Origin of the sequence: Draconibacterium sediminis (genome assembly GCF_000949475.1) — a bacterium.
Lineage (GTDB): Bacteria > Bacteroidota > Bacteroidia > Bacteroidales > Prolixibacteraceae > Draconibacterium > Draconibacterium sediminis.
Window position 1 is genome coordinate 1 of record NZ_JRHC01000008.1, and the last position, 24013, is coordinate 24013.

Below are 24013 nucleotides of genomic sequence, written 5' to 3' on the forward strand. Positions count from 1 at the left end.
TGAGATATTTTGCACCGGCTCTTTTGATAAAGCGATACTTTCCGGCTTGATCAGGACTTTTAATTCCTGGTTTACCTCTACGTCTTTTCCAATAGTTTGGGTGAGCGCCTGTATCTGCAGGTTGCTTTTATTGCTTTTCAGCAGAACCATATTCTTCGATTCGAGGTGCGCAAATACCGTCAAGTGCATTACATTGTACCAGCCCGACTCGTGCATCAACTCCAAATTCTCAGGTCGATCCAACAAATCAGTAAACTTTCCGTGCCCTAGTAACTGTCCATTTTTAAGCAGCAACAAATTATCGGTAAGACTTAAAAGGTCGGGAAGATCGTGGCTTACTATTAATATAGGGAGCGAGAATTTCTGATGCACCCGGTTTAGATACGGAATTATTTCGCGACGCAGGTTTACATCGAGTGCCGAAAACGGCTCGTCCATCAACAATATTTTCGAACCACTGATAATGGCACGTCCGATTGCCGCCCGTTGTTTTTCTCCTCCGGAACATTGTTCGGGTTTCTTATTTAATAAATGTGCGATCTGCAACGTTTCGACCACCTCATCGAAAAGTTCCGGATCAGGATTCTTTTCGCCATACAACAGGTTCTTCTTTATAGTATAGTGTGGAAAAAGTCGCTCGTCCTGAAAAACATAACCTACCCTACGCTGCCTGATCTTAACATTTACCTTTTTATTCGAATCGAGAAGTGTGTCGCCATTCAGATGAATATAACCTGAATCGGGCGTAACAATTCCGGCGATAGAATTCAGCAAACTGGTTTTTCCATGACCCGATGGTCCGAAGATACCGGTAATACCATTTGGGATATCAGCTTTTACATCGAGCGTAAAATCCTTTCGCTGCAGTTTTATATGAAAACTCAATGCCGGAGTCATGCCGTTTTACTTTTAATTACACGTTTGTTTAAGAACTCGGCAGCGATCATTGCGAACAGTGATAATATAACAGATACCACAACCAGACGCATGGTTGAAGCTTCTTGTCCCGGAACCTGCATTTCAGAAAATATGGCCAGCGGAAGTGTTTGTGTCTTACCTTCGATGTTTCCGGCAAATGAAATGGTTGCACCAAATTCGCCAAGACTTCTTGCAAACGAAAGAATGAATCCGCTTATTACACCGGGCAATGCCAACGGCAGTGTGATGGTAAAAAACACCCGAAGGTTGGATGCTCCCAAAGTGCGTGCAGCTTCTTCCAGTTTCTGGTCGACCAGCTCAATGGATAAACGAATGGAGCGTGTTACCAACGGGAACGACACAAAAATGGCAGCGATTACCGCCGCATAAAAAGAAAAGGCAATTTGAATTCCGAACGTTTCGTAAAAGAATTTTCCGATAACTCCGCGGTTTCCGAAAACCAGTAATAATAAATAACCTGTTGTAATGGGAGGTAAAACCAGCGGTAAATGGATGATTCCTTCAAGCACCGACTTGCCGAAAAACTTTTTGCGGGCCAGAAACCAGCCTACGGCTATGGCCAGCGGCAAGGTTATAACAGCACAAATTAACGCAACATATAACGATAATTGTATTGCCGACCACTCGCTTGCTGTATATTTGAAAAGTTCACTCAATCTTAAATCCGTGTTTTATCCAGATGTCTTTTGCTTCATTCGAGGTCAGAAAATTATAAAAAAGCCTGGTTTGTTCGTTGTTTTTGTTCTTTAAAATGGAAGCATAAAATCCAATTGTCGGATGCAGCTCATCGGGAACAATGGAAACGATCTTTACTTTTTTTGATTTTAACGCGTCCGTTTTGTATACAATGCCCATTTCCACTTCGCCTAATTCGACCACCATTAATGCCGAACGCACATCTTTTGCAGGCAAGATCCGATCGGATAAGGCATCAGCATAACCACCGCTCTCGATTGCTTTCCATGCATAGTCGCCGGCAGGAACATGTTTCGGATCGCCAATTGATAGGCGTCCATTAAACTTCTTCGGGAAATGATCCAAAAATGTAATGGTATCCGTTTCGCTATCGGAAGGAACGATTACTGCAAGGGATGTTCCAACAACTTTCTCTTTTGATTCGGGAACCGCCAAATCGAGATTTATAAGGTAGTCTACCCATTTTTCATTGGCAGAAATATAAACTGAAGGCCGTGCACCCTGTTCAATCTGCCGGGCCAATGTTCCCGACGAAGCAAAATTCAGTTTGATGTCGACGTCATTTTCTGTTTTGTAGATTTCAGCCAGCTCAGAGACAACATTTGTCAACCCGGCTCCACTGAAAACCAACAGTTCTGTCGATTGCTTTTTCTGCGATTTTTGGGCACATCCAAAAAACAGGAATACTATTAATATATATAGTAATGCTTTTCTGCTCATTATTCGACTGCTAAAGTTAGGCAAATTGTAGCATCAAAAAGTAAAGATGCTATTATTAAAAGTACCATTCGCTTCTAAAGCAGTCCTGAAAAATACTAAACGGACTCTTCTTCAACTAGTGCTGCATTACAATATTCTTTCAATGCATTGGTAAAATCGAGCATTCTCGACAACTCTTCGCGTGTTGGTTCAAGTGTTTCCAGCACTTCCAGCGAGCAGAAATTCATAAAGCGATTGAGAAACCGTGCCTCCACAAGAAACTCTTCAGGAATTTCCATTTTCTTACCAACCTGCCTTAACATGGATGTTATTCCCGAATGCTCGGGCAGTTCGCCGGTACTTACACACAAAGCCGTCAGATAGTTTTCCACTGCCATGCTTAATACATTATATACTACCAGGCTTCCCAATTTTTCTTTTTTGTACGAACCAACTGCTGCTTTTGCGTAGCTGTCGGCCTCATCCATGTACTTTGTCCAGTTTGCCATAATTTCAAATTTTAGTTATTCAACCTTGTTGTATTATTATGTTGTAGATGTTTTTAGCCTCCTGAATTAAATATTCGACGAAATCAGGTTTTTCACCTCGTTGAAATGCAGGTCGCGCTTTAACTCGGTCGACAGCTTTTTGATTTTAGAGACAAGAATGGCCAGTTCGTTTTTTGGAAGGAATATATTTCGCCTTTGCAGCATCTCGTCAACTGCGCCCATTCCCGAGTGTTTTCCGATTACCAACTCGGTTTGTCGTCCAATTTCGGTCGGATTAAAAGGCTGGTATGAAAGTGGATTTTCTTTTAGGCTGCGGCAGTGAATTCCGGATTCGTGCGAGAAAACCAGTTCTCCCGACACGGGTTTCGATAGTGCCAACTTTCGTTCTGAAGCCTGTTCCACCAGTTTCGAAAGCTGAACCATCTTTTCACCTTCAAAATTAAAATCATAGCCACAGGAATATTTCAGGGCAAATGCCACTTCTTCCAAGCAGGCATTTCCGGCCCGTTCTCCTAAACCGTTTACCGTAAGACTCACACTTTGTGCGCCCGATTGTAATGCCACAACGTGGTTCGCCGTTGCCATTCCCAAATCGTTGTGTCCGTGAAATTCAAAATCTACATCAGCAAAATCACTGCTTAAACGGGAAAACAAGTTCTGTGTAGAAAGAGGATTCAGAATTCCAACCGTGTCGGCAATGCGCACACGTTTGGCTCCGTATAATGTTGTTAGATAGATGTATTCTTTAAGGAAATCGTAATCGGCACGTGAAGCATCCTGCGCACCAACGGCCACAAATTCGAAATGGTTCGTGGCAAAATTCACTATCCCAGGAAGGTTTTTTCGCACCCAATCGCGCGACTTCCCAAGCGTTTCAAGTTGTATGTCGGAAACAGGGAACGAAAGATTGACCCTGTTTGCTCCTGTAGCCAGGGCAGCTTCCAAATCGTTGAAAGTTGCCCTGCACCAGCAGGTAGAAGCGAAGGAAAATCCCTGGTTGATCAAACAATGAATGTCGCTCTGCTCTTTTTCGCCCATGGCCGGAGTTCCGATTTCCAGTTCCGGTACTCCAATTTCATCAAGCTTTTGAGCAATTTCGAGTTTCTCTTTCAATGAAAATACTACACCCGGAGCTTGTTCTCCGTCACGCAGCGTAGTGTCGATCAAATATGGGAACTTCTCATCCTTCATAATATATAATTGTTATTGGTTTTCAATCCGATAAAAGTACCCCCGGCACAAGCCGGGAATACTATACAAGTTGAAGTTTGATTAGTTCTGGTTATACCGATGAGAGTTTATTTTCAAACATCTATCGGCATTATCCATTGTCTTTTCAAAGCTTCACCAAGGCTCACTCTGAAAAACAATTGGATAAGAGGGGAAAAACAATTGAGTACGCAGTTTAACTTACTCGCTTATGAGATAATCCTCAACGGCCTCCCCCTCCTCCAGTGCATCTAAAATTTCGTCGATTTTTTCTTCATTAATTCCTCCGTACCAATAGTTATTTGGGTGAATAACCATTACAGGCCCCTGAGAGCACACGTTTAAACAAGCGGTGGAAGAGACCGCGACGTCCATGCCGCGGTCGTTACATTCTTCCATTATATATTGAATTAAATCGGATGAACCGTTTTTGTTACAATAACCTTGTGCATCGCCGGCAACCCGGTACGAGTTGCATACTAAAATGTGAAATTCTGGTTTTTTCATCTCATTATTATTTAAAGTTTTTATTTGTATTCGATGTAACTCGCTAGGAATAATTTTTCTATAAAAGAATTCTATTATTCGCTCGTTTCATAATTGATTTCTTTAGTCGAAAGTCGCCCCTCTCCCGATGAATCGGGATCTCCCCTGAAGGGGAGAAAAGAACACCTCCGATGCGTTATACTTTTTATTTATTATTATTTACATTTTCCGCTACAGCCGGGAATTTTATCCACCGAACAGGTGCAGGTTTGTACTGCTATTCCAATTATATCGAATTGCTCCTTTGGCTTTTCACCAATTTGCATGGTGTACAGTTTTTCGCAATCCTCCAATTTTTCTTTTACTGTTGAAAATCGATCGGATGAAAATTTATGATCGGCAACAGGTTGGCCTCCTGCGCTGCAATACGATGTAACTTCGCGTGTTTCCACGAGTTTCATTTCGTCGCCATCCACGTCGTACACATCAAAGCGGGTAGCTTTTCCAAAATGCTGATCTACCTTTTCTCCGTTACTTGTTGTTACTGCTATTCTCATCACTAATTAATATTATACCGTATTCTTTCTTTTTTCAAGCTGCTCTTACTTGCGCTCCAAAGAACTTTTCCTCTTTAATCCAGACCGGAACGTGGAGCGCGCTTTCGTACCTTATATCTCTCCCGGGGCGCCGCCCCGGGCTATTAAGGTTGCGCCCTTTCAGAGCTTTAACCGCAACCGGTTCCTTTACCTGAACATTCTGATCCGCATTTAAAAACATCGGCTTTTTTCAGTGTCCGGAGTTCTTTGCCTTTGTAAACGGCATCCAATCCCTCATCGATCAAACCGGTCATTTCAACGATTTTGATTCCTGCCCGGCCAATAATCGACGATGGCGATGGTCCGATTCCGCCAACCAACAAGGCCCTGCAATCATCTATCACATCAGCCAGTACTGCCCAACGGCTATTTCCGGCTCCGGGTTTTGGGGTTGCACGTTGCTCCACCAAACGATAGCCATTTGGCGTTTCTCTAAAAATATAGAGCTGCGATGCCTCTCCAAGGTGCTGGTTTACCAACAATCCCTCGTGACTTGCAACCGCTACGTATGGTTTTGTTTTGTCAACATTCACCGACAGGTTCGACACTTCCGACAAAATTTGTTTTGCTTCTGCATCGTCTTGTCCCAGCAATCCAACAGCATCGGCACGGCAACGGGCACAGTGCGTCATCGGTGGTAAATATTCTTTAATCCCGTTCTGTAGTTCTTTCATTCGTTTTGGCGAAGGCTCTTCGAAATCCTCGAAAGGAGTTCCTTCAACCGGGTAGAGCGGAATGGTATTCATAATATCCACTTCCATCTCTTTCATTTTTTTGGCGATATCAACAATCACATTGTCATTGATTCCGGGCACTACAATCGAGTTGATTTTTACGGTAATACCTGCACGTTTTAATGCACGGATTGCTTCCATCTGGTTCCGCAGCAGAATTTCAGCTGCCTGTTCTCCAAAATATCCGCGCTTTTCGAAACGCACCCATTTATACAATTGCGATAATGTTTTTGTCTCGGTTCCGTTCAGTGTAATGGTAACGTGGCTAACTTCCAGTTCCTTTAATTCATCAACATACGGCAATACATTCAGCCCGTTTGACGAAAGACAAAGGATCATTTCAGGAAATTCTTTTCGAATCAACCGAAGTGTTGTCATGGTTTGAATCGGATTGGCGAACGGATCGCCGGGGCCGGCAATTCCCACAACCGACAAATGCGGCATTTTTTCTTTTAACCTGATGGTGTAGGCAAGTGCCTGCTCAGGCGATAGTACTTCGCTGGTAACACCAGGGCGGCTTTCGTTTACGCAATCGTAATCGCGTTTGCAATAATTACAGTGAATATTACATTGCGGTGCCACCGGGAGATGCACGCGGGCATATTTGCCTTTTGCATCTTTATTGAAACAGGGATGTGTTTTAATGTCGATCATAACTTTCCTTTTTAGTTTCGAGCCTCTGGCCTCAAGCTGCAAGCAATATTCGCTACTCAATACCAGTTACTCATTTCTGTTACTACATATATTTATAGCCTACCGGCGAAATGCTTTGTTTGTGGTCAATTAGTGCATTCACTACTTTATCGAATAGTTCCTGCGTACCTGAATAACCAAGGTGTTTTATACGTTGTCCGCCCACACGATCGTGAACCGGGAAACCCACACGAACGATCGGAATATTAAGCTCGCGGGCGATGTAGTAGCCTTTGCTGTGCCCGATCAGTATGTCAGGTTTATTTTCGAGGCTCCAATCGCGGATACTTTCAAAATCGTATCCTTCGCGAACCACCACTTTATCTTTATTCTCAGGACAATATTTTTTTATTTCATTCTCCAACATGCCGCTTTCGCCGCCTGTGGCAACAAGCGCCAGTTCAATTCCTATTTCATCCAGGAAAGCAGCCATGGCAACCACAAAATCTTCTTCGCCATACACCACTGCCCGTTTGCCAAAGGTGTATTTATGTGCATCAACATAGGCATCTACTAGGCGACCGCGTTGTTTGGTATATTTCTCAGGAATTTCGTTGCCCGAAAGAGTTTTTAGCTCCTCGAAAAAGGCATCGGTTTGAGTAATACCAATGGGCATTGGGATATTTACCAACGGTACATCCATTTCGTTTTTCAGGAATTGTGCCCCGGTGTTCGACAATTGTTTGCTTTTTACCCGGCCTGATAATTTTCCTTTGTTCAGGATAGTACCAAATTCGATACTGGCTTTGGCAGAACCACTTTTTACGACATCCTCTTTTGCCGTTCCTCCTTCCGGAATCCGGTGATAAGTATCCCAAACCGGGTTGTCGAGGCTTTCAGAATAATCGGGCATCATAATGTGCTCCAACGAAAAGTCGGCCATAATTTCTTTCAGCAAGCGCAAATCTTCGGTTGAGACAAAACCGGGAAAGAGATTTACATGCTCTTGCGAAAGGCCTTTTTGGGCGTAACGTTTAACTACGCTGGAAACCGCTTCGTGAAATCCGTCGATGTGCGTTCCCTGGTAACTGGGTGTTGAAGCCATTACAAAATCAGTGTCGATTTCAGGATGCTTCTCCAGAAAATGGTGCAGGAAAAGGCTAACATCGTCGCCAATAGTTTCGCTCAAACAGGTTGAGGCAATACCGATAATTTCCGGTTTATATTGATTGATAATATTAAGGACAGCCAGTTTGAAGTTTTCGTCGCCACCAAAAATCGTAGCATCTTCGGTAAAATTCGACGAGGCAATGTCGATGGGCTCTTTGTAATGCGAAATCAGGTAGCGGCGAATGTAAGTTGCGCAGCCTTGCGAGCCGTGAATTAGCGGAACACAGCCTTTAAAACCTTTGTAGGCAACGCTGGCTCCCAGCGGCGAACAAAGTTTACAGGCATTTTGTGTTGCCTTGTAATTTTCTTTTGCTTTTGGTACTGAATTGAGTTCAAACATCCGATTTGTTTTTATTCAATATTTTTTCCGATTCATTAAAGGGTCCCCCCTTTCTAAAAACACAATCACGGCCTGTAACTAACCGATTTGTGCTGGTATCACTTTACGAATTTCCACACCGGGCTTGTAACCGAGGCGTAAACTTCTTTCGCAAAATTCATCATGCCGACATAACCGGCCAGTGCTTCTTTTCTTTCGTGGTTGTGATCGCAAAAACCAAGGCCGAGTTTATGGGCAATCGGGCGCTCTTTTACGCCGCCGATAAACAGGTTGGCACCGGTTAGCTTCACAAATTCAGAAAGTTCATTTGGATTGGAATCATCAACAATGATGGTTCCCTCATCACACAAGTCTTTTAGTAGTTTATAGTCTTCTGCATTTCCGGTTTGCGAGCCAACAACCACTGTTTTCATGCCCAGCAAACGCAATGCTTTTACCAGCGAGATGGCTTTAAAAGCTCCACCTACATAAATGGCTGCCTTTTTGCCTTCCAGCTTTTGGCGGTAAGGTTGCAGCGCCGGCAACAGTTTTGAGATTTCGTTGGTAACCAGTTCGCGGGCCTTAGCCATCATTTCATCATCTTTGAAAAACTTGGCCACTTCGTACAACGCTTCCGACATGTCTTCGATTCCGAAATAGGAAACTTTCATAAAAGGAATGTCGTATTTTTCCTTCATCTCTTTGGCCAGGTGCATAATCGATCCCGAACACTGAACCACGTTCAACGAGGCTTTATGTGCGCGACGAATCTGTTCAACACGACCATCGCCGGTCATGCACGAAATAATTTCAACACCCAGTTTTTTGTAATATTCAGCCAAAATCCACAACTCGCCTGCAAGGTTAAAGTCGCCAAGAATGTTGATTGAATATTTTGATGGTGTGTAGTCGTTGTTTGTTCCAACTAATTTTGAAAGTGCGCCACAAGCTATTTTGTAGCCGTCTTTTTTGGTGCCGTTAAAACCTTCCGACATTACCGGAATAACGTCGATGCCTTTTTCTTTTGTAACCTGGCGGCAAACGGCTTCAACGTCGTCGCCAATAACTCCGATTATACAGGTTGAAAAAACAAAGGCAGCTTTTGGCTGATGTTTGTCGATTAATTCTATAAGGGCGTGATACAATTTCTTTTCGCCGCCAAAAACCACGTCTCTTTCTTTTAAATCGGTGGTAAAACTCAGGCGGTGTAACTGTGGTCCCGATGAAAGCGAACCACGAATATCCCAGGTATAAGAAGCGCAACCAACCGGTCCGTGAATAACGTGCAGCGCATCGGCAATTGGATAAAGCACCACACGCGATCCGCAAAACACACAGGCTCGTTGCGAAACTGACCCTGCCAGACTTTTTTTGTCGCAGGAAATTTCTGCAGCGTCGTTTCCTTTTGTCAGGATTTGGCTTTCGCGATCTTTTAGATAGTTGCTCATAATTCAAAAGTTAAAAGATGGACGAAGTTGCCTGCAAGCAGGTTTTATCGTAATTACAATTCTTATTTATTATCTCTGATTCTTTTTATGTAGTGCCATTTATTTCGGGTGAAGTACAGCTGAGAGCGACTCAGCTGCACTCACCTCGAAATGATTTTTGAATTATATTGCAACTACATTGTCAATTCGAACGACTCTTCAGGAGACGTAGCATCGATTTTATCCATAATCGCACTAAGCATGCGCTCAAGAATACGGATACCACCCAGATAACCTACAGTTGGAAAATAACTGTGGCCAATACGATCAATGATCGGGAATCCTGAACGAACGAATGGAATACCTTCGTCGCGAGCAATGTATTTACCGTAGGTGTTACCAATCAGCAAGTCAACAGGCTCTTCCTTAATCCATTGGTGCATCAGGAACATATCGGCAGAAGCTCCGTTGCGAACTTTGGCTTCAGGAACTTTAGCTTCCAGAATTTCCATTGCACGTGCCGAGAATTTTTTACCCGGTGTTCCGGAAACCACATAAACGGGTTTCATATCCATGTCAACCAAAAACTCGATCATTGGCAACAAAGTATCAGGATCTCCCCAAAGGGCAACACGCTTACCATACAGGTATTGGTGCATATCGGTGATCACGTCAACCAGCTTACCACGCTCTTCAGCAATACATTCAGGAATGGATACTTTTCCGGCAGTGGAAAGTGCCTGGATAAAACGATCGGTTGCTTTTAAACCGATTGGCACGTCAGTCAATTCAAACGGAACTTTACATTTGTTGTCGAGCGCAACAGCTGCACTTTTTGTTGCCCACTCTCCCATTGCTACAGTTTTCATACTGTCGCCCATGCTTACAATTTCTTCGCGTGTTGTTCCGCCTTTCGGGTACATTTTATATGTTCCGTCCATTGGTGTATCCAAAACGTCTGAAGTATCGGGCAGCAGAACTGTTTTCAGTTTCATTAAACCGGCAATACGTTTCAGCTCGCGCATATCCGATGGTTCAACCCAACCCGATAGCATGTTTACCTGACGTAATTTTTCGTCTGTTTTAAACGAAAAATATTTTACGAATGCCTCCAGCATATTTGCATAACCGGTAACGTGCGATCCAACATAACTCGGGGTTGAAGCCTGAACAACGAATTTTCCTTCAGGAATTTTTCCATCGTCCTGTGCTTTTTTAACGATCTGTCCAAGGTCGTCGCCAATTGTTTCTGATAAACAAGTTGAGTGAACGGCAATGATATCAGGATCGTAAATTCCAAAAATATTATCGATCGCCTGCAGCAGGTTAGCTTGTCCACCAAACACTGATGATCCTTCGGTGAATGAACTTGTTGCAGCCATTACAGGCTCTTTATAGTGTCTTGTTAAAGTACTTCTGTGGTATGAACAGCAGCCTTGCGAACCGTGACTGTGTGGTAAACAACCGTGTACTCCAAGAGCAGCGTACATGGCACCAACCGGCTGGCAGGTTTTTGCCGGGTTAACCGTTAGTGCTTTTCTTTCTTTTACTTCGCTTGTTGTATGTCGTAATAACATGATTTCAATTTTTAATGATTATTGATTATCGATTTATGGGAATCCAAGAATCCGTTTATGCCCCGACGAACTCCGTTGCCGGGACTCGTTCGACTTAATGATTTTCAGTCGTCTTCAGACTCCCAAAATCATAGTCTCACTAAGCGTCAACGGTTACACTTCCAACAATCTCCGGCTCGTTCTTCCAGGGTGCATCAACCAGTTTCCAGATATCGGTAGCCAGCATACGTTCCATTTCTTTGTAGAAATTTATTGCACCGCCAAAGGCAGCGTAAGGACCACCGTAGTCGTAAGAGTGAAGCTGTTTTAATGGCACACCATATTTCTGTACCACATATTTCTCTTTAATACCTGCACAGAAAAGATCAGGTTTGTAGAACTCGATCAGCTTTTCAGTTTCCCAGTGGTTTACATCGTCGATTACCAGCGAGTTTTTCTGCATATCAGGCATCATACCTTTGTATTCTTTAAACTCGTATCCTTTGGCTTCCAGCTCAGCTTTTTTTGCAACCAGATCGTCGCGGAAATTTTCTTCGTCTTTGCTAACCACAAGATCTTCGATGTTACGTGTATCGGCGTCGATTTTAATGTTCGGAATTACTTCACGTCCTTCGTAATCGTCTCGGTGAGCAAACTCGTATCCTGCAGAAACTACACGAACACCCAGTTCGGTAAACAGATCCTGGTAGTGGTGTGCACGCGATCCACCTACGAACATCATTGCCAGTTTACCTTCAACTTTTGGTTTAACAGCTGCGGCAACGGCTTTAACTTTCAACTGCTCGCGTTCGATAACCTCTTCAACTTTTGCAGATAATTCCTCATCTCCAAAGTAATCGGCTATTTTGCGTAACGATTTTGCAGTAGAATCAGCACCAATGAAGTTTACTTTAATCCACGGAATACCGTATTTCTCTTCCATCATCTCGGCGATGTAGTTGATTGAACGGTGACACATTACCATGTTAAGGTCGGCAGTGTGCGAGTAGGCAAAACTTTCAACGGTTGAGTTACCACTATATGTTGATAGCAGAGTAAGACCACATTCCTCGAAAATCCGTTCAATTTCGAAAGCATCACCACCAATGTTGTACTCACCCATCAGGTTCACCTGGAATTTACCGGTACGCTCGCGCTCGGTGTTACCTACAACGTGTTTGAAAATTCCGTTGTTGGCAATGTGGTGACCAGCCGACTGTGATACTCCACGGTAACCTTCGCAGCTAAATCCAAATATGTTAATTCCAAGTTCAGCTTTCATATCGCGGGCAACAGCGTGAACGTCGTCACCAATCAAACCAACCGGACAAGTTGAGAAAATACCGATTGAAGTTGGTTTAAACATATCGTAAGCTTCGCGAATTGCGTCTTTCAATTTTGCTTCGCCACCAAAAACGATGTTCTCGTCCTGCATATCGGTAGAAAAGGCGTAAGTCATAAAGTTGGGCTCACCTTCAGCAGGTCGGGTTTGGTTACGCCGGGTTAACCAGGCATAAAAACTACAACCAATCGGGCCGTGTACCAGGTTGATGATGTCGCTTGTAGGTCCTAAAACCACACCCTTACATCCTGCATATGTACACCCGCGCTGCGTGATAATACCCGGAATCGTTCTAATGTTAGCACCAATTTCCTGGCTCTGGGCAGGATCATTGATCACCATTCCTTTCGACCTTTTCTTGGCTACTTTTCGCGGATATTTTGCCAGAATCTCTTCCTTCAGCTTCGAAGGATCGGGCAATCCGTTTGTATAATCTATTTTATTAGGCATAATTTTGTCTTTTTAATTAAAGGATTGTTGTACCCGTTTCACCCGTACGAACCCTGTAGGTATCATCCAACGGAAGAACAAATATTTTTCCGTCGCCGGGAGCCGGTGTCTGATTCACTTCGATAATCGTATCAATCGTTAACTGTACATTGTGGTCGGAAACCGCAATGTTTAGTACACGCTGAGGTCTCAGTCTGGGTTCTTTTCCGAGGTGGGTAAGTGCTTCAGGCATATCCTGCTTTGCACCTTCCAGAACCTGCGCATCCCAAAAACCTTTTCCGCGTCCGAAAACTTTTCCGGTTGCCGTCATCGAAGTGATTCCGGCTGCGGTAAGAGCCCGTTTAGTTGCATTCATTTTATCGATCCTGATGATCGCCAATACCATCTTCATAGTCGTACAGTTTTAAGATTATAATTCTTTTGTTCCACGGCTAATGGTGTAGGCCTCTTCTACCGAGGTCACAAATATTTTTCCATCACCAAATGCTCCTTTTGGCTCCGAGCGGGCAGCTTCCATAATGGTGCTGATTGCAAAATCTTTGTCTTCGTCTTTAATTACCATGATCAACATCTCTTTCGGAAGTTCATCGTAGGTAACATCACCGATTTTAATACCGCGTTGTTTACCACGTCCCACAACAGGGATTTTTGTAACGGCAATGTAACCGGCCTCGAACAGGGCTTTCAGTACTTTACTTGATTTCTCTGGGCGTATAATAGCTCTTATCATTAACATAACTACAAATTCTTTAATGGGTTAATACTTAATTAGCTGGCGATACCGAAATCGATTAATAATTTCTCTAATTCCTCGATTTCCAGTGGCTCCGGAATTACGAATAATTCGTTTTCATCGATGGCTTTTGCAAGAGCGCGATACTCATCTGCCTGTGGATGATTTGGTTCGTAATCGATAACTGTTTTACGGTTAATCTCAGCACGCTGAACCATGTTGTCGCGAGGTACGAAGTGAATCATTTGAGTTCCCAAACGCTTAGCCAACTCTTCAATCATTGCTGATTCGTTATCTACTTTACGAGAGTTACAGATCAATCCGCCTAAACGAACACCACCTGCCTGAGCATATTTCTTAATACCTTTACAGATGTTGTTGGCAGCATACATTGCCATCATCTCGCCCGATACTACAATGTAAATTTCTTCGGCTTTACCTTCGCGGATTGGCATGGCAAAACCACCACAAACAACGTCACCAAGTACATCGTAGAAAGTGTAATCCAGTTGGAATTTTTCGTCCCATGCACCCAACTGCTCCAGCATGTTAATTGAAGTAATGATACCACGACCGGCACATCCTACACCTGGCTCAGGACCACCTGATTCAACACAACGAACACCGCCGTATCCTACTTTTACAATGTCTTCCAACTCTACATCTTCGCCTTCTTCGCGAAGTGTATCCAACACTGTTTTCTGAGCCAAACCACCCAACAATAATCGGGTCGAGTCAGCTTTAGGGTCGCAACCCACTACTTTTACATTTTTACCTGCTTCAACTAATCCTGCTACAGTATTCTGGGTTGTGGTTGATTTACCAATTCCTCCCTTTCCATAAATTGCAATCTTTCTCATGATTCTTGTATTTTTAAGTTTAAATCGTTTGCTTTCCTTAGTGCCATAACGATGCCAAAAAACATGCTCGACAACATATTTTTCGAATTCAAACCACGCCTAATGCATTGATTATCTGCAACTAAAAAAATATTGAAAATTTTATTCCCAGCAACATTCATGAGGATTAATCCTACATTTTTGTAGGATGAAACCGTAATACACACAATAAGGTGGAAAATTTTAAGAAGCCCATGTTTAAAGGGCATTCGGGGTGTTAACATTGAGGTAACCTACATTTTGGTAGGAAATGAATATGTACAAAAAAGGATGACATCTTTTTAAAAAGATGTCATCCTTTATACCAACTGAAATTACTTATTATCTATAATTGATTTTCCCAGAAGAAATTATTGGGTTCGCATTCCTTAAATCCGGCCTTGCGGTATAGGTTTTGGGCTTTAAAATTATCGTGACGCACTTCGAGGTTTATGCGGCAGTATCCGTTTTCTTCGGCATACTTTTCAATGCCTTTTAGCAGAAACAGGCCAACTCCCTGCTGCCGGAAGTGAGGCGATACAATTAAATCGTGGATATTAATTAGCGGACTGGCTTTCCAGGTTGAAAAATTCAGGTTGCAATTGGCCAGCCCTGCAAAATTGTCGCCAATACAAACAAAAAAACCCATGTATGCCGAATGCCGTCTCAGGCCTTCAATAATTTTGGGGCCAAGACCTTCGGGCATCGATTCGCGAATTCCCATCTCATCTTCCATGTAATCATTTAAAAGATGAACCACCTGCTCGCAATGAACGGGATTTTGCAAATCAACCTGAATGAGTTTCTTTTCCATATCACAATGCTTTAATGATTAATTGCTTCAATGCGTTAATATTTAAGCATTAACGAATTTAAGCATTCTCGCATTAAACTTTGTACCTCCACGCATCAATTTCGTATTTTTTCAAGCGCGTGCCCAGCATCCGTTCGGTTATTCTTAACTCCTCGGCAGCTTTGGTAATATTTCCTTTTGTTGATGTTAGTGCATCGCGAATCAATTGTTTCTCCACCTGCTCAACGGTATACATCATGCCGCCTTTCGAGCTAGTATTCGACGAATGAGCTGTTTGCAACGACGGTGGTAAATTGTAACTGTGAATCACATTATCGGTACTTAAAATACACGCCCGCTCAATACAGTTTTCCAGCTCGCGAATGTTACCCGGCCATTTGTACACCATCAGCATATCGAGCGCAGAAGTGGTAATTCGTTTAATTTTTGTTTGGTTCTCTTTGTTGAATTTGCCAATAAAATGATCAACCAGCTGAGGAATATCATCGCGGCGCTCGCGCAACGACGGAATATAAATCGGAAATACATTAATCCGGTAATACAAATCTTCGCGAAACTCTTCGTTTTCGATCATTTCTTCCAATTTCCGGTTGGTTGCACAGATAATCCGCACATCCGACTTAATGGTTTGCGTACCTCCTACCCGCTCAAACTCGCGCTGCTGGATCATCCGCAAAAGTTTCACCTGTGTCGACAAGGGGATATCACCAATCTCATCCAGGAAAATAGTGCCGCCGTTGGCCAGCTCAAAACGACCTTTGCGCTGCGTATCGGCACCTGTAAACGCTCCTTTTTCGTGTCCGAACAACTCGCTCTCAATTAACGATTCGGGCAAGGCCGAGCAGTTTACTTTTATAAAGTTTTTTCCTTTCCGGGTACTGGCTTCGTGAATGGCATCGGCCACCAGTTCCTTACCCACACCACTTTCTCCACGAATAAGAACGGTTGAACTGGTTTTTCCAACCATTTGAACCAACGAAAATACATCGCGCATTTTCCCCGAGTTCCCGATCATATTCATGTGCTTTTGCCCCGATATCTTGCTTTCCAGCTCCAGGTTTTTTTGCTTCAGCGTCTCCAGTTCTTCCAGTCTTTCCTGGCGGTGTAAAGTGGCGCGTATCACCATCGAACCGATAATAGACAGTAGTCGTGTACCCTCATCAACACTGATGTACGGATTATAAACACGGGCAAAACTCAATGTTCCGGTAACTCTTCCTTCATCAATAACCGGCACACACACAAAAGTTAGTTCTTTACCGTCTTTGTAAAGCTCCTGGTTTGTACGGTTCAAAAACAACGATGACTTAGATATCTTTTCAACCACAACAGGCCGCGCCATTTCAACCACTTTCCCAATGATTCCTTCGCCCAGTTTATATTTCGCCCGAGCCTGCTGGCTGGTATTTACACCATAAGCGGCTTCCATATAAATATGTTCATCCTCGCGGTTTAAAATGGTTAAAAAACAGCGTTCGGCACCAAGGTACTCTGCCACCATTTTAACAATGGTATTCAAGTCATTTTTGAATTGTTTGCTCTGAATTAATCGCTGACTTATATCAAAAAGCAGCGTCATTTCACTCAGACCATAACATTCTTCACCGCCCTTTCTGCATTTAATTTCCATAGAAAAGCTATTATACACCTATTCAACTCCAGCAAATTTCACTAATAAAACAGATATATGTAATCATTTCGATTTCTTTTCAATCATTTTAACACTTTATTAATCTTTTGCATACCATTTAGAAAGCCACCAGCCATCTATTTTATCAAACTAACATTAATGCACCATCGGAATTAATGATTGCCAAACGATTTGGAATTCATCCAAAAACCGTATTTTCGTTACTATATTCAAATACTCCAGAAAAGTGTCAAAGAATTTAGTAATCATTCCAACCTATAACGAAAAGGAAAACGTTGAAAAGATGATCCGCAAGGTGTTCTCTTTGGAAAAGCCTTTTCATTTGCTGATTGTAGAAGATAATTCGCCTGATGGAACAGCTGACATTGTTAAAGGCCTTATGAACGAATTCCCGGGGCAACTCCATATTCTGGAAAGAAAAGGGAAATTGGGTTTGGGCACAGCTTATATTTCCGGTTTTAAGTGGGCACTGGAAAGAGGTTATGAGGCAATTTGCGAAATGGACTGCGATTTTTCGCACAACCCTGATGATCTGCTCAGGCTTTTTGATGCTATCGACAACGGTGCCGATGTGGCTGTTGGTTCGCGCTATATTACAGGAATAAATGTGGTTAACTGGCCCCTTGGCCGTGTGCTGATGTCGTATTTTGCATCGATGTATGTGCGTATTGTTACCGGAATGAATGTGCGCGACACCACCGCAGGATTTGTATGCTGGAAACGTGAAGTGCTGGAAACCATCGACCTCGACGAAATAAAACTGATCGGTTACGGGTTCCAGATTGAAATGAAATTTACGGCCCACAAATTTGGCTTTAATATCAAAGAAGTGTCGATTGTGTTTACCGACCGCCAGGAAGGAACATCGAAAATGAGCGGTGGAATTTTTAACGAAGCACTTTGGGGCGTTTTGAAAATGAAATTACACAGCTTCTTTCGAAAATACGAAAGGAAGAATTAAGGATTAACGTCGAATGATTAAAGATAAATAAAGGCTGCCGCGTGCAGTCTTTTTTTGTACCTTAATTTATAATTCAGCTGTAACATATTCGGGATGGTTTGTCTAAGCAATTAGAAAGACAAAAAAATGAATACCAAAGAAATACAGTTTAAACAGCTTTTCGAGGAGAATAAAGACCGTGTTTTCCGCATCTGTTGTTCGTATGTGCAAAGCAGCCAGAACCGCGACGATTTGTTTCAGGAAATATTCACCAACGTTTGGAAAAACCTCGGTTCGTTCAGAAATGAAAGTCATGTAAACACATGGATTTATAGAATATCGATTAACACCGCCATTAATTATTGCCGGCTGCAAAACAACAACGACAAACGCTGCCAGGAAATAAAACAGGATATTCTTTCAGATGAAGATGCAAAACTGGCTAGAAAAACGATTCTGGAGAAAGAAATAAAAATCATGTTCGATACAATCAACCGGCTTCCCGTTCTCGAAAAATCGATCATCAGTTTGGTATTGGAAGGTCTGGACCATGCAAAAATTGCAGAAATCACAGGAATATCGGAAGGTAATGTCAGGGTAAAATTTCATCGGATAAAAAAGAAATTAAAACAAATGATGGAGGAACAGAAAAATGAACTTTGAAGCACTATCAAAAAAATATAAAGAACTAAAATCGCCGACTAAAAATACCGATGGCTTTTTAGGAAATGAAGAACAAAACACTTCATTTCTGAATATACTGCAAACTCAAGAGGCAGACGCCAAAAGAAAATACAAACGAATGTATATTTTATACGCAATTGGTGCAGTAGGCTATTTGGGCATATTTATAATAAATACTGATCCGGATTTGACAATTAGAAACCGCATCGCAGGAACTTGTTTTATAATCGCATTTGTTATTCTGTCCGTTCTTTCGCGTAAACGTTTTAGCGAAATAAAACGCTCCAGCTTTCTCGATTCGCAAAAACAATTTCTACAAAATGCCCGAAAGAGTTATTTATTCTGGAACAAACAGCAAATTTGGCTAGTTCCGGTTTTATTGTTTGTAAATGCAGGAGCCACATTCTCTGTCTCAAATCATTTTGGCAACCTCAATATCCTAACCGGCGTTTTTCTTTTTCAGGCTGCATTCTGGTGTTTACTGGGAATTGGATTTTATATGGGCAAACGGGAATGGACAAAAAAGAAAGAAGCAATTCTAAAAAAAATCGAAGCAATGCTCCTCGAATTTGAACAATAAGCCAGACTCAACGTTTGGCAAAGGGTTACTAAAATTTCGTGGTGTACAGACAGGAAGGGTCTCGGCGTATTTTAGTAACTTTGTTATAAATCAAAAATCGAGGGGAAATGAAAACGCTGATTAAAGACGCAACGATAGTAAACGAGGGATTAAAATTTAAAGGAAGTGTTTTAATTGACGGTGAAAAAATAGAAAAAGTCTTTCCTCACACAGTCCCCGCCGATTTTGATACCAGCCATACGGAGGTTATTGATGCGACAGGGCTTTTGTTGATACCCGGAGCAATTGACGACCAGGTTCACTTTCGCGAGCCGGGCTTAACCCACAAAGGCGAAATAGCCACAGAAAGTAAAGCTGCAGCTGCCGGTGGTGTTACCACCTACATGGAAATGCCCAACACCAATCCGCAAGCCGTTACGCAAGAAGAATTGCAAAAAAAATTCGACAGGGCTGCTGAAGTTTCGGCAGTTAACTATTCGTTTTACATGGGTGCCACCAACGACAATCTTGATGAAGTGCTAAAAACCGATCCGACAAAAGTGTGTGGGATAAAAGTTTTTATGGGCTCTTCAACCGGAAATATGTTGGTTGACGACGATGCAACCTTATCGGAGATTTTTAAAAATGCTCCAACTTTGGTTGCCACCCACTGCGAAGACGAAGCAACCATAAAAGCCAACACCGAAATTGCGCGTCAGCGTTACGGCGAAAACGTACCCATTTCGCGCCACTGCCACATTCGCAGCGACGAAGCTTGTTATAAATCGTCGTCGAAAGCGGTTGAACTGGCATCGAAATTTGATACACGTTTGCATATTCTGCACCTTTCGTCGGCAAAAGAGATGAGTCTTTTCTCGCCGGGGAGAGTAAGTGATAAAAAAATTACAGCCGAAGTTTGTGTTCATCACCTGTGGTTCGACGAGCGCGACTATATCGATTACGGAACACGCATAAAATGGAATCCTTCAGTAAAATGCGAGAAAGATAAAGTGGCACTTTGGGAAGCCTTGCTGGCCGACAAAATTGATGTGATTGCCACCGACCATGCACCACATACTTTAGAGGAGAAGAATAACTCTTACTTTAAAGCTCCGTCCGGCGGCCCTCTGGTTCAGCACTCGTTGGTTGCCATGCTCGAACTGAGCAAAAAAGGATTCATCTCCGTAGAAAAAGTGATTGAAAAAATGTGCCATGCACCGGCCGATCTTTTCCGCGTAAACAAACGAGGCTACATTCGCGAAGGCTATTTTGCCGACCTTGTTTTGGTTGATCCGAATAAGAGCTGGATTGTTGCACCCGAGAATATTCTATACAAATGTGGTTGGGCGCCATTTGAGCGTACTGAGTTTTCGAATCAGGTAGTAAGCACTTTTGTAAATGGGTTGAAAGTGTACGACAATAACCGGATCATTCATCCAAATTACGGACAGGCAGTTACGTTTAATTACTAGTCCGTAGAATCATTCTAAAATATTCCCCAGGGTAAACCTAATTCGTATTTATACGTTTATGACTGCACGACTTATTCGTTAAATAAGTCACACATTCATAAGGTGGTTTCTTCATTGGAAATCACCTTTTTCCGTTAATGAAATTACGGATGGTGGATGACTTAGAGCTCCGCCATTACATAATTGGATGTTCTGTGTAACTCCTTGTAATCTTTAAGAAAGCTCTACTCCTCCAGCATTTTTTGCGGTAATTCTTTGGTAGCTTTTGCTCCCAGCTTTTTAATGTTCTCTGCACGACGCACCAGGTTACCGGCACCGGTATGCAATTTATTTACCGCCGATTCATAGGTCTTCTGTGTGGTTGCCAGGTTTTTACCAATGTTTTCCATGTCGATAATAAATCCCACAAATTTATCGTAAAGCGCACCACCCTGTTTGGCAATCTCAATGGCATTTCGGGTTTGGTTTTCCTGCTGCCAGATGGATGAAATGGTACGCAAAGTGGCCAGCAAAGTCGACGGACTTACAATCACCACTTTCTGATCCCAGGCATACGAAAACAATTCATGGTCTTCCTGAATAGCCACACTAAACGAAGCTTCTATTGGAATAAACAACAGCACAAAATCGGGCGAGTTTAACTTACTCGCCGTTTGATAATGTTTTTCGCTCAGGCCTTTTATGTGAGTTCGCAAACTTAAAAGGTGCTCTTTTACGAACTTCACTCTATCCTCATCGTTTTCGGCATTTACGGCTCGTTCGTAGGCAATCATCGACACTTTCGAGTCGACAATTATGTGTTTGTTATCCGGCAGGTTGATCACAATATCGGGCTGAATACGTTTGCCCTCCTCTGTCATATCGCTAAACTGTTTTTGGTAGCCTTGTTCTCCTTCATTCAATCCCGATCGTTCGAGAATACGCTCCAACACCACTTCGCCCCAGTTTCCTTGCTTTTTCACATCGCCTTTTAAAGCTTTGGTCAGGTTGTTGGCTTCTTCACTAATTTTGTTATTCAGGTCGTAAAGTTTTTTCAACTCCGCTTTTAAATCGGTCTGGTCCTTTAAACCTTGTTTGTATGTATCGTCTACTTTTTTCTCGAAAAGCTGAATTTTCTCCTTTAACGGATTTAATACCTCGCTAATATTTTTCTGGTTAGCAGCCGTAAATTTCTCGCTGTTTTTCTCCAATATTTTATTGGCGACGTTCTCAAACTCCAGCGTAAATTTCTTCTGAATTTTTTCCAGTTCCTCTTTCTGCTCGCTTAACTTTTCTTCCTGGTTTTTAAACTGCACTTTGGCGTTCTCAAGGCGTACATTTAAAGCTTTGTTTTCTTCGCGGTAAGCCTGTAATTCTGCTTTCCACTCATCGGCTTCAGTTTTTAGCGCATTGTAACGTTCCTGCCAAACCAGCCCCTGTTTTTCAATTTCAGCCTTTTGTGTTAAAAATTCACTTTCTTTTTCAAAAAGCAGTTTCCCGGCGTCAGCCTGCCCGCTTTGCGCTTTCAATTTCAGGAAAAGAAATGCCACAATTCCTCCAACTACCACTCCTGCAACCAGATAAATAATTTCCATTTTGATTTTGTTTGAATCCTAAAAATACAAAAATGCAAAGAAGCCCAAGGCTTGCGGCGAAAAAATAGTTTATTGAATTTTTAGGGCAGTTAATTTTTCTATTTTTAGGAGAAAATTACACGGATTTTATGGAGGTTAAAATTGAAGAAGGCTGGAAAAAACAGTTAAACGAAGAGTTTGAAAAGGATTATTTTACGGAGTTAAGCGCGTTTGTTCGCGAAGAATATAATACGCAGCGTATTTATCCTCCCGGCAAACTCATTTTTAATGCTTTTGACCAATGCCCGTTTGAAAAGCTGAAAGTGGTTATCATCGGTCAGGATCCTTACCACGGACCGGGGCAGGCACACGGCCTTTGTTTTTCGGTGAACGACGGTATTCCGTTTCCTCCGAGTTTGCGTAATATTTTTAAGGAACTGAACAGCGATGTGGGCAAACCCATTCCCGAAACCGGCGATTTAACCGATTGGGCGCGTCAAGGCGTTTTGTTATTAAATGCCACCTTAACGGTTCGTGCACACCAGGCAGCTTCGCACCAAAAAAAGGGTTGGGAACAATTTACCGATGCCGTAATTGAAAAAATAAACAAGGAGAAAGAAAATGTGGTTTTTCTGCTGTGGGGAAACTACGCGATAAGCAAAAGTAAGTTTATCGATCAGGAGAAACATTTTGTGCTTACATCGGTGCATCCGTCGCCACTTTCGGCAAGCCGCGGATTTTTTGGCAACAAACATTTTAGCCGCACCAACGAGTTTCTGGTTTCAAAAGGACTGGAACCTATCAACTGGTAAAACAGGGCACAAAAAAAACCGATCCATCAAACGACAAATCGGCTTTTTATATAATAATCTAGTCGCTTACCACTTATAAACAATGGAATTGATGTTCATTCCTGCACCCACCGAACAAAGAATGGTGTAATCTCCTTCATTCACTTCGTGCCCTTCCATTTTTCCTTTTAATACCAAATCAAGAAGAGTTGGCACAGTAGCGGTTGATGAATTTCCCAATTCGCGGATACTCATTGGCATAATTCCTTCAGGCGCTTCCTTTTTACCGTACAACTTTAAGACACCGGATAAAATTGCTTCATCCATTTTTTCGTTTGCCTGATGGATAAAAATCTTTTTTATGTCTTCTAATTCCAGTCCTGCTTTTTCAATGCTGTCTTTTACCACACCTGGAACGGTTGTAATGGCATAAACATACAATTTATGTCCAGACATTTTTATAAATAACTCATCGCTTTCGTAATCAGGATTGTCCGATTCGCCCAAAGTAAGCAGATTGGCATATTTAACTGAATCAGACCGGCTCGAGTGAGACAGAATTCCAACAGGTTCTTCACTTTCAATAGCTTCAACAACTGTTGCTCCTGCTCCGTCGGCATAAATCATCGAATCACGATCGTGCGGATCGGAAATACGTGACAGCACATCGGCACCAACAACAACACCTCTTTTTCCAAAGCCACTTTTTATGTAGGCGTCGGCGGTAATCATTCCCTGTGTCCATCCCGGGCAGCCCGAAACCACATCATGGCAAATGCATGTAGGATTTTTTATGTGCAGCTTCATCTTCACCTTATTGGCCAAACTTGGCAAAACATCGGTGCGCACATTTCCGTGCAGGATATCGCCAAAATTATGTCCAACGATTATAAAGTCGAGGCTTTCCATTGAAATTCCAGCCGACTTGCAAGCGTCTTCTACCGCCATAGCCGCAATATCTGAAGTTACCAAATCGTCGGCAATGTAGCGTCGCTCTTCAATATTGGTAATCTCCTGAAACTTTTGAATAATCTCCTCATTACTTTTATCCTCAATCTTTTTCTTCGACGGAGTATAAAACTCATTCTTCAAGAAATGTGTATTCTTAATTATTTGAGATGGAAGCGCGCTTCCGGTACCAATAATTCTAGTATATATTTGCTTTGCCATAAT

Annotated in this window: 24 protein-coding genes; 5 read left to right on the plus strand and 19 right to left on the minus strand. The window is 42.5% G+C overall.

All coding sequences use genetic code 11. From position 1 onward, the window contains the following. The 17 genes from modC to LH29_RS21780 all read right to left on the minus strand — a co-directional run. Positions 1-897: molybdenum ABC transporter ATP-binding protein (gene modC, locus LH29_RS21700; protein ID WP_045033447.1), on the minus strand; the 897-nt coding region annotated here is incomplete at its 3' end. Then, a complete protein-coding gene (gene modB, locus LH29_RS21705) occupies positions 894-1595 on the minus strand; it encodes a molybdate ABC transporter permease subunit (protein ID WP_045033448.1) in 702 nt (233 codons plus the stop codon). The genes modB and modC, both read right to left, overlap by 4 nt. Further along, complete coding sequence (gene modA, locus LH29_RS21710) at positions 1588-2355, minus strand: molybdate ABC transporter substrate-binding protein (protein WP_052671169.1); 768 nt, start codon at positions 2353-2355, stop codon at positions 1588-1590. The genes modB and modA overlap by 8 nt, the downstream gene beginning before the upstream one ends. Before the next feature lie 95 nt (positions 2356-2450). Beyond that, positions 2451-2843: a HEPN domain-containing protein gene (locus LH29_RS21715; protein WP_045033449.1), complete on the minus strand. Its 393-nt coding sequence runs from the start codon at positions 2841-2843 to the stop codon at positions 2451-2453. Between the two features lie 66 nt (positions 2844-2909). Continuing rightward, on the minus strand, positions 2910-4034 hold the full coding sequence (locus LH29_RS21720; RefSeq protein WP_045033450.1) for a homocitrate synthase/isopropylmalate synthase family protein: 1125 nt from the start codon (positions 4032-4034) through the stop codon (positions 2910-2912). A gap of 219 nt (positions 4035-4253) precedes the next feature. Next, the gene (locus tag LH29_RS21725) at positions 4254-4559 is read right to left on the minus strand and encodes a (2Fe-2S) ferredoxin domain-containing protein (RefSeq protein ID WP_045033451.1); all 306 of its coding nucleotides are present in this window, start codon (positions 4557-4559) and stop codon (positions 4254-4256) included. Positions 4560-4753: 194 nt separating this feature from the next. Continuing rightward, entirely contained in the window at positions 4754-5095 is a 342-nt protein-coding gene (locus tag LH29_RS21730; RefSeq protein ID WP_045033452.1) for a NifB/NifX family molybdenum-iron cluster-binding protein, read from the minus strand. 167 nt (positions 5096-5262) lie between these two features. Further along, the gene (locus tag LH29_RS21735) at positions 5263-6522 is read right to left on the minus strand and encodes a radical SAM protein (RefSeq protein WP_045033576.1); all 1260 of its coding nucleotides are present in this window, start codon (positions 6520-6522) and stop codon (positions 5263-5265) included. 82 nt (positions 6523-6604) lie between these two features. Then, complete coding sequence (locus tag LH29_RS21740) at positions 6605-8011, minus strand: nitrogenase component 1 (protein ID WP_045033453.1); 1407 nt, start codon at positions 8009-8011, stop codon at positions 6605-6607. Between the two features lie 98 nt (positions 8012-8109). Next, complete coding sequence (nifE, locus tag LH29_RS21745) at positions 8110-9438, minus strand: nitrogenase iron-molybdenum cofactor biosynthesis protein NifE (protein ID WP_045033454.1); 1329 nt, start codon at positions 9436-9438, stop codon at positions 8110-8112. Positions 9439-9611: 173 nt separating this feature from the next. Further along, positions 9612-10994, minus strand: a complete 1383-nt coding sequence (gene nifK / locus LH29_RS21750) for a nitrogenase molybdenum-iron protein subunit beta (RefSeq protein WP_045033455.1) — start codon at positions 10992-10994, stop codon at positions 9612-9614. Positions 10995-11133: 139 nt separating this feature from the next. Further along, positions 11134-12765 (minus strand): nitrogenase molybdenum-iron protein alpha chain, encoded by a 1632-nt coding sequence (nifD, locus tag LH29_RS21755; protein WP_045033456.1) that lies wholly within the window; start codon positions 12763-12765, stop codon positions 11134-11136. Between the two features lie 16 nt (positions 12766-12781). After that, positions 12782-13156, minus strand: a complete 375-nt coding sequence (locus tag LH29_RS21760; protein ID WP_045033457.1) for a P-II family nitrogen regulator — start codon at positions 13154-13156, stop codon at positions 12782-12784. An 18-nt stretch (positions 13157-13174) separates the two neighbouring features. Next, positions 13175-13501 carry a P-II family nitrogen regulator gene (locus LH29_RS21765; protein WP_045033458.1) on the minus strand — a complete coding sequence of 109 codons (327 nt, stop codon included), beginning with the start codon at positions 13499-13501 and terminating at the stop codon, positions 13175-13177. A gap of 32 nt (positions 13502-13533) precedes the next feature. Further along, positions 13534-14358, minus strand: coding sequence for a nitrogenase iron protein (nifH, locus tag LH29_RS21770; protein WP_045033459.1), 825 nt, complete (start codon positions 14356-14358; stop codon positions 13534-13536). Positions 14359-14722: 364 nt separating this feature from the next. After that, on the minus strand, positions 14723-15190 hold the full coding sequence (locus LH29_RS24145; RefSeq protein ID WP_052671170.1) for a GNAT family N-acetyltransferase: 468 nt from the start codon (positions 15188-15190) through the stop codon (positions 14723-14725). A gap of 73 nt (positions 15191-15263) precedes the next feature. Next, a complete protein-coding gene (locus tag LH29_RS21780; RefSeq protein WP_045033460.1) occupies positions 15264-16820 on the minus strand; it encodes a sigma-54-dependent Fis family transcriptional regulator in 1557 nt (518 codons plus the stop codon). 247 nt (positions 16821-17067) lie between these two features. Between LH29_RS21780 and LH29_RS21785 the strand changes: the two genes are divergently transcribed. The 4 genes from LH29_RS21785 (at position 17068) to LH29_RS21800 (ending at position 20496) form a co-directional block, all read left to right on the plus strand. Further along, positions 17068-17802 carry a polyprenol monophosphomannose synthase gene (locus tag LH29_RS21785; RefSeq protein ID WP_045033461.1) on the plus strand — a complete coding sequence of 245 codons (735 nt, stop codon included), beginning with the start codon at positions 17068-17070 and terminating at the stop codon, positions 17800-17802. A 126-nt stretch (positions 17803-17928) separates the two neighbouring features. Further along, a complete protein-coding gene (locus tag LH29_RS21790) occupies positions 17929-18444 on the plus strand; it encodes an RNA polymerase sigma factor (RefSeq protein WP_052671171.1) in 516 nt (171 codons plus the stop codon). Beyond that, positions 18434-19045, plus strand: coding sequence for a hypothetical protein (locus tag LH29_RS21795; protein ID WP_045033462.1), 612 nt, complete (start codon positions 18434-18436; stop codon positions 19043-19045). Before LH29_RS21790 ends, LH29_RS21795 begins: the two co-directional genes overlap by 11 nt. Before the next feature lie 107 nt (positions 19046-19152). Continuing rightward, on the plus strand, positions 19153-20496 hold the full coding sequence (locus tag LH29_RS21800) for a dihydroorotase (protein WP_045033463.1): 1344 nt from the start codon (positions 19153-19155) through the stop codon (positions 20494-20496). Between the two features lie 224 nt (positions 20497-20720). Here the strand turns inward: LH29_RS21800 and rmuC are convergent, their stop codons facing one another. Next, positions 20721-22070, minus strand: coding sequence for a DNA recombination protein RmuC (rmuC, locus tag LH29_RS21805; RefSeq protein WP_045033464.1), 1350 nt, complete (start codon positions 22068-22070; stop codon positions 20721-20723). 128 nt (positions 22071-22198) lie between these two features. Between rmuC and ung the strand changes: the two genes are divergently transcribed. Continuing rightward, positions 22199-22861, plus strand: coding sequence for a uracil-DNA glycosylase (ung, locus tag LH29_RS21810; RefSeq protein WP_045033465.1), 663 nt, complete (start codon positions 22199-22201; stop codon positions 22859-22861). Positions 22862-22927: 66 nt separating this feature from the next. Here ung and LH29_RS21815 read toward each other — a convergent pair whose 3' ends face one another. Further along, positions 22928-24010 (minus strand): 3-oxoacyl-ACP synthase III family protein, encoded by a 1083-nt coding sequence (locus tag LH29_RS21815; RefSeq protein WP_045033466.1) that lies wholly within the window; start codon positions 24008-24010, stop codon positions 22928-22930. Positions 24011-24013 lie beyond the last annotated feature (3 nt).

Excerpts from the sequence above, each read along its gene's own strand:
- modA (WP_052671169.1), bottom strand. The coding sequence starts at position 2,355 with ATGAGCAGAAAAGCATTACTATATATATTAATAGTATTCCTGTTTTTT.
- LH29_RS21715 (WP_045033449.1), bottom strand. The coding sequence starts at position 2,843 with ATGGCAAACTGGACAAAGTACATGGATGAGGCCGACAGCTACGCAAAA.
- LH29_RS21720 (WP_045033450.1), bottom strand. The coding sequence starts at position 4,034 with ATGAAGGATGAGAAGTTCCCATATTTGATCGACACTACGCTGCGTGAC.
- LH29_RS21725 (WP_045033451.1), bottom strand. The coding sequence starts at position 4,559 with ATGAAAAAACCAGAATTTCACATTTTAGTATGCAACTCGTACCGGGTT.
- LH29_RS21730 (WP_045033452.1), bottom strand. The coding sequence starts at position 5,095 with ATGAGAATAGCAGTAACAACAAGTAACGGAGAAAAGGTAGATCAGCAT.
- LH29_RS21735 (WP_045033576.1), bottom strand. The coding sequence starts at position 6,522 with ATGATCGACATTAAAACACATCCCTGTTTCAATAAAGATGCAAAAGGC.
- LH29_RS21740 (WP_045033453.1), bottom strand. The coding sequence starts at position 8,011 with ATGTTTGAACTCAATTCAGTACCAAAAGCAAAAGAAAATTACAAGGCA.
- nifE (WP_045033454.1), bottom strand. The coding sequence starts at position 9,438 with ATGAGCAACTATCTAAAAGATCGCGAAAGCCAAATCCTGACAAAAGGA.
- nifK (WP_045033455.1), bottom strand. The coding sequence starts at position 10,994 with ATGTTATTACGACATACAACAAGCGAAGTAAAAGAAAGAAAAGCACTA.
- nifD (WP_045033456.1), bottom strand. The coding sequence starts at position 12,765 with ATGCCTAATAAAATAGATTATACAAACGGATTGCCCGATCCTTCGAAG.
- LH29_RS21760 (WP_045033457.1), bottom strand. The coding sequence starts at position 13,156 with ATGAAGATGGTATTGGCGATCATCAGGATCGATAAAATGAATGCAACT.
- LH29_RS21765 (WP_045033458.1), bottom strand. The coding sequence starts at position 13,501 with ATGTTAATGATAAGAGCTATTATACGCCCAGAGAAATCAAGTAAAGTA.
- nifH (WP_045033459.1), bottom strand. The coding sequence starts at position 14,358 with ATGAGAAAGATTGCAATTTATGGAAAGGGAGGAATTGGTAAATCAACC.
- LH29_RS24145 (WP_052671170.1), bottom strand. The coding sequence starts at position 15,190 with ATGGAAAAGAAACTCATTCAGGTTGATTTGCAAAATCCCGTTCATTGC.
- LH29_RS21780 (WP_045033460.1), bottom strand. The coding sequence starts at position 16,820 with ATGGAAATTAAATGCAGAAAGGGCGGTGAAGAATGTTATGGTCTGAGT.
- LH29_RS21790 (WP_052671171.1), top strand. The coding sequence starts at position 17,929 with ATGAATACCAAAGAAATACAGTTTAAACAGCTTTTCGAGGAGAATAAA.
- LH29_RS21795 (WP_045033462.1), top strand. The coding sequence starts at position 18,434 with ATGAACTTTGAAGCACTATCAAAAAAATATAAAGAACTAAAATCGCCG.
- LH29_RS21800 (WP_045033463.1), top strand. The coding sequence starts at position 19,153 with ATGAAAACGCTGATTAAAGACGCAACGATAGTAAACGAGGGATTAAAA.
- rmuC (WP_045033464.1), bottom strand. The coding sequence starts at position 22,070 with ATGGAAATTATTTATCTGGTTGCAGGAGTGGTAGTTGGAGGAATTGTG.
- ung (WP_045033465.1), top strand. The coding sequence starts at position 22,199 with ATGGAGGTTAAAATTGAAGAAGGCTGGAAAAAACAGTTAAACGAAGAG.
- LH29_RS21815 (WP_045033466.1), bottom strand. The coding sequence starts at position 24,010 with ATGGCAAAGCAAATATATACTAGAATTATTGGTACCGGAAGCGCGCTT.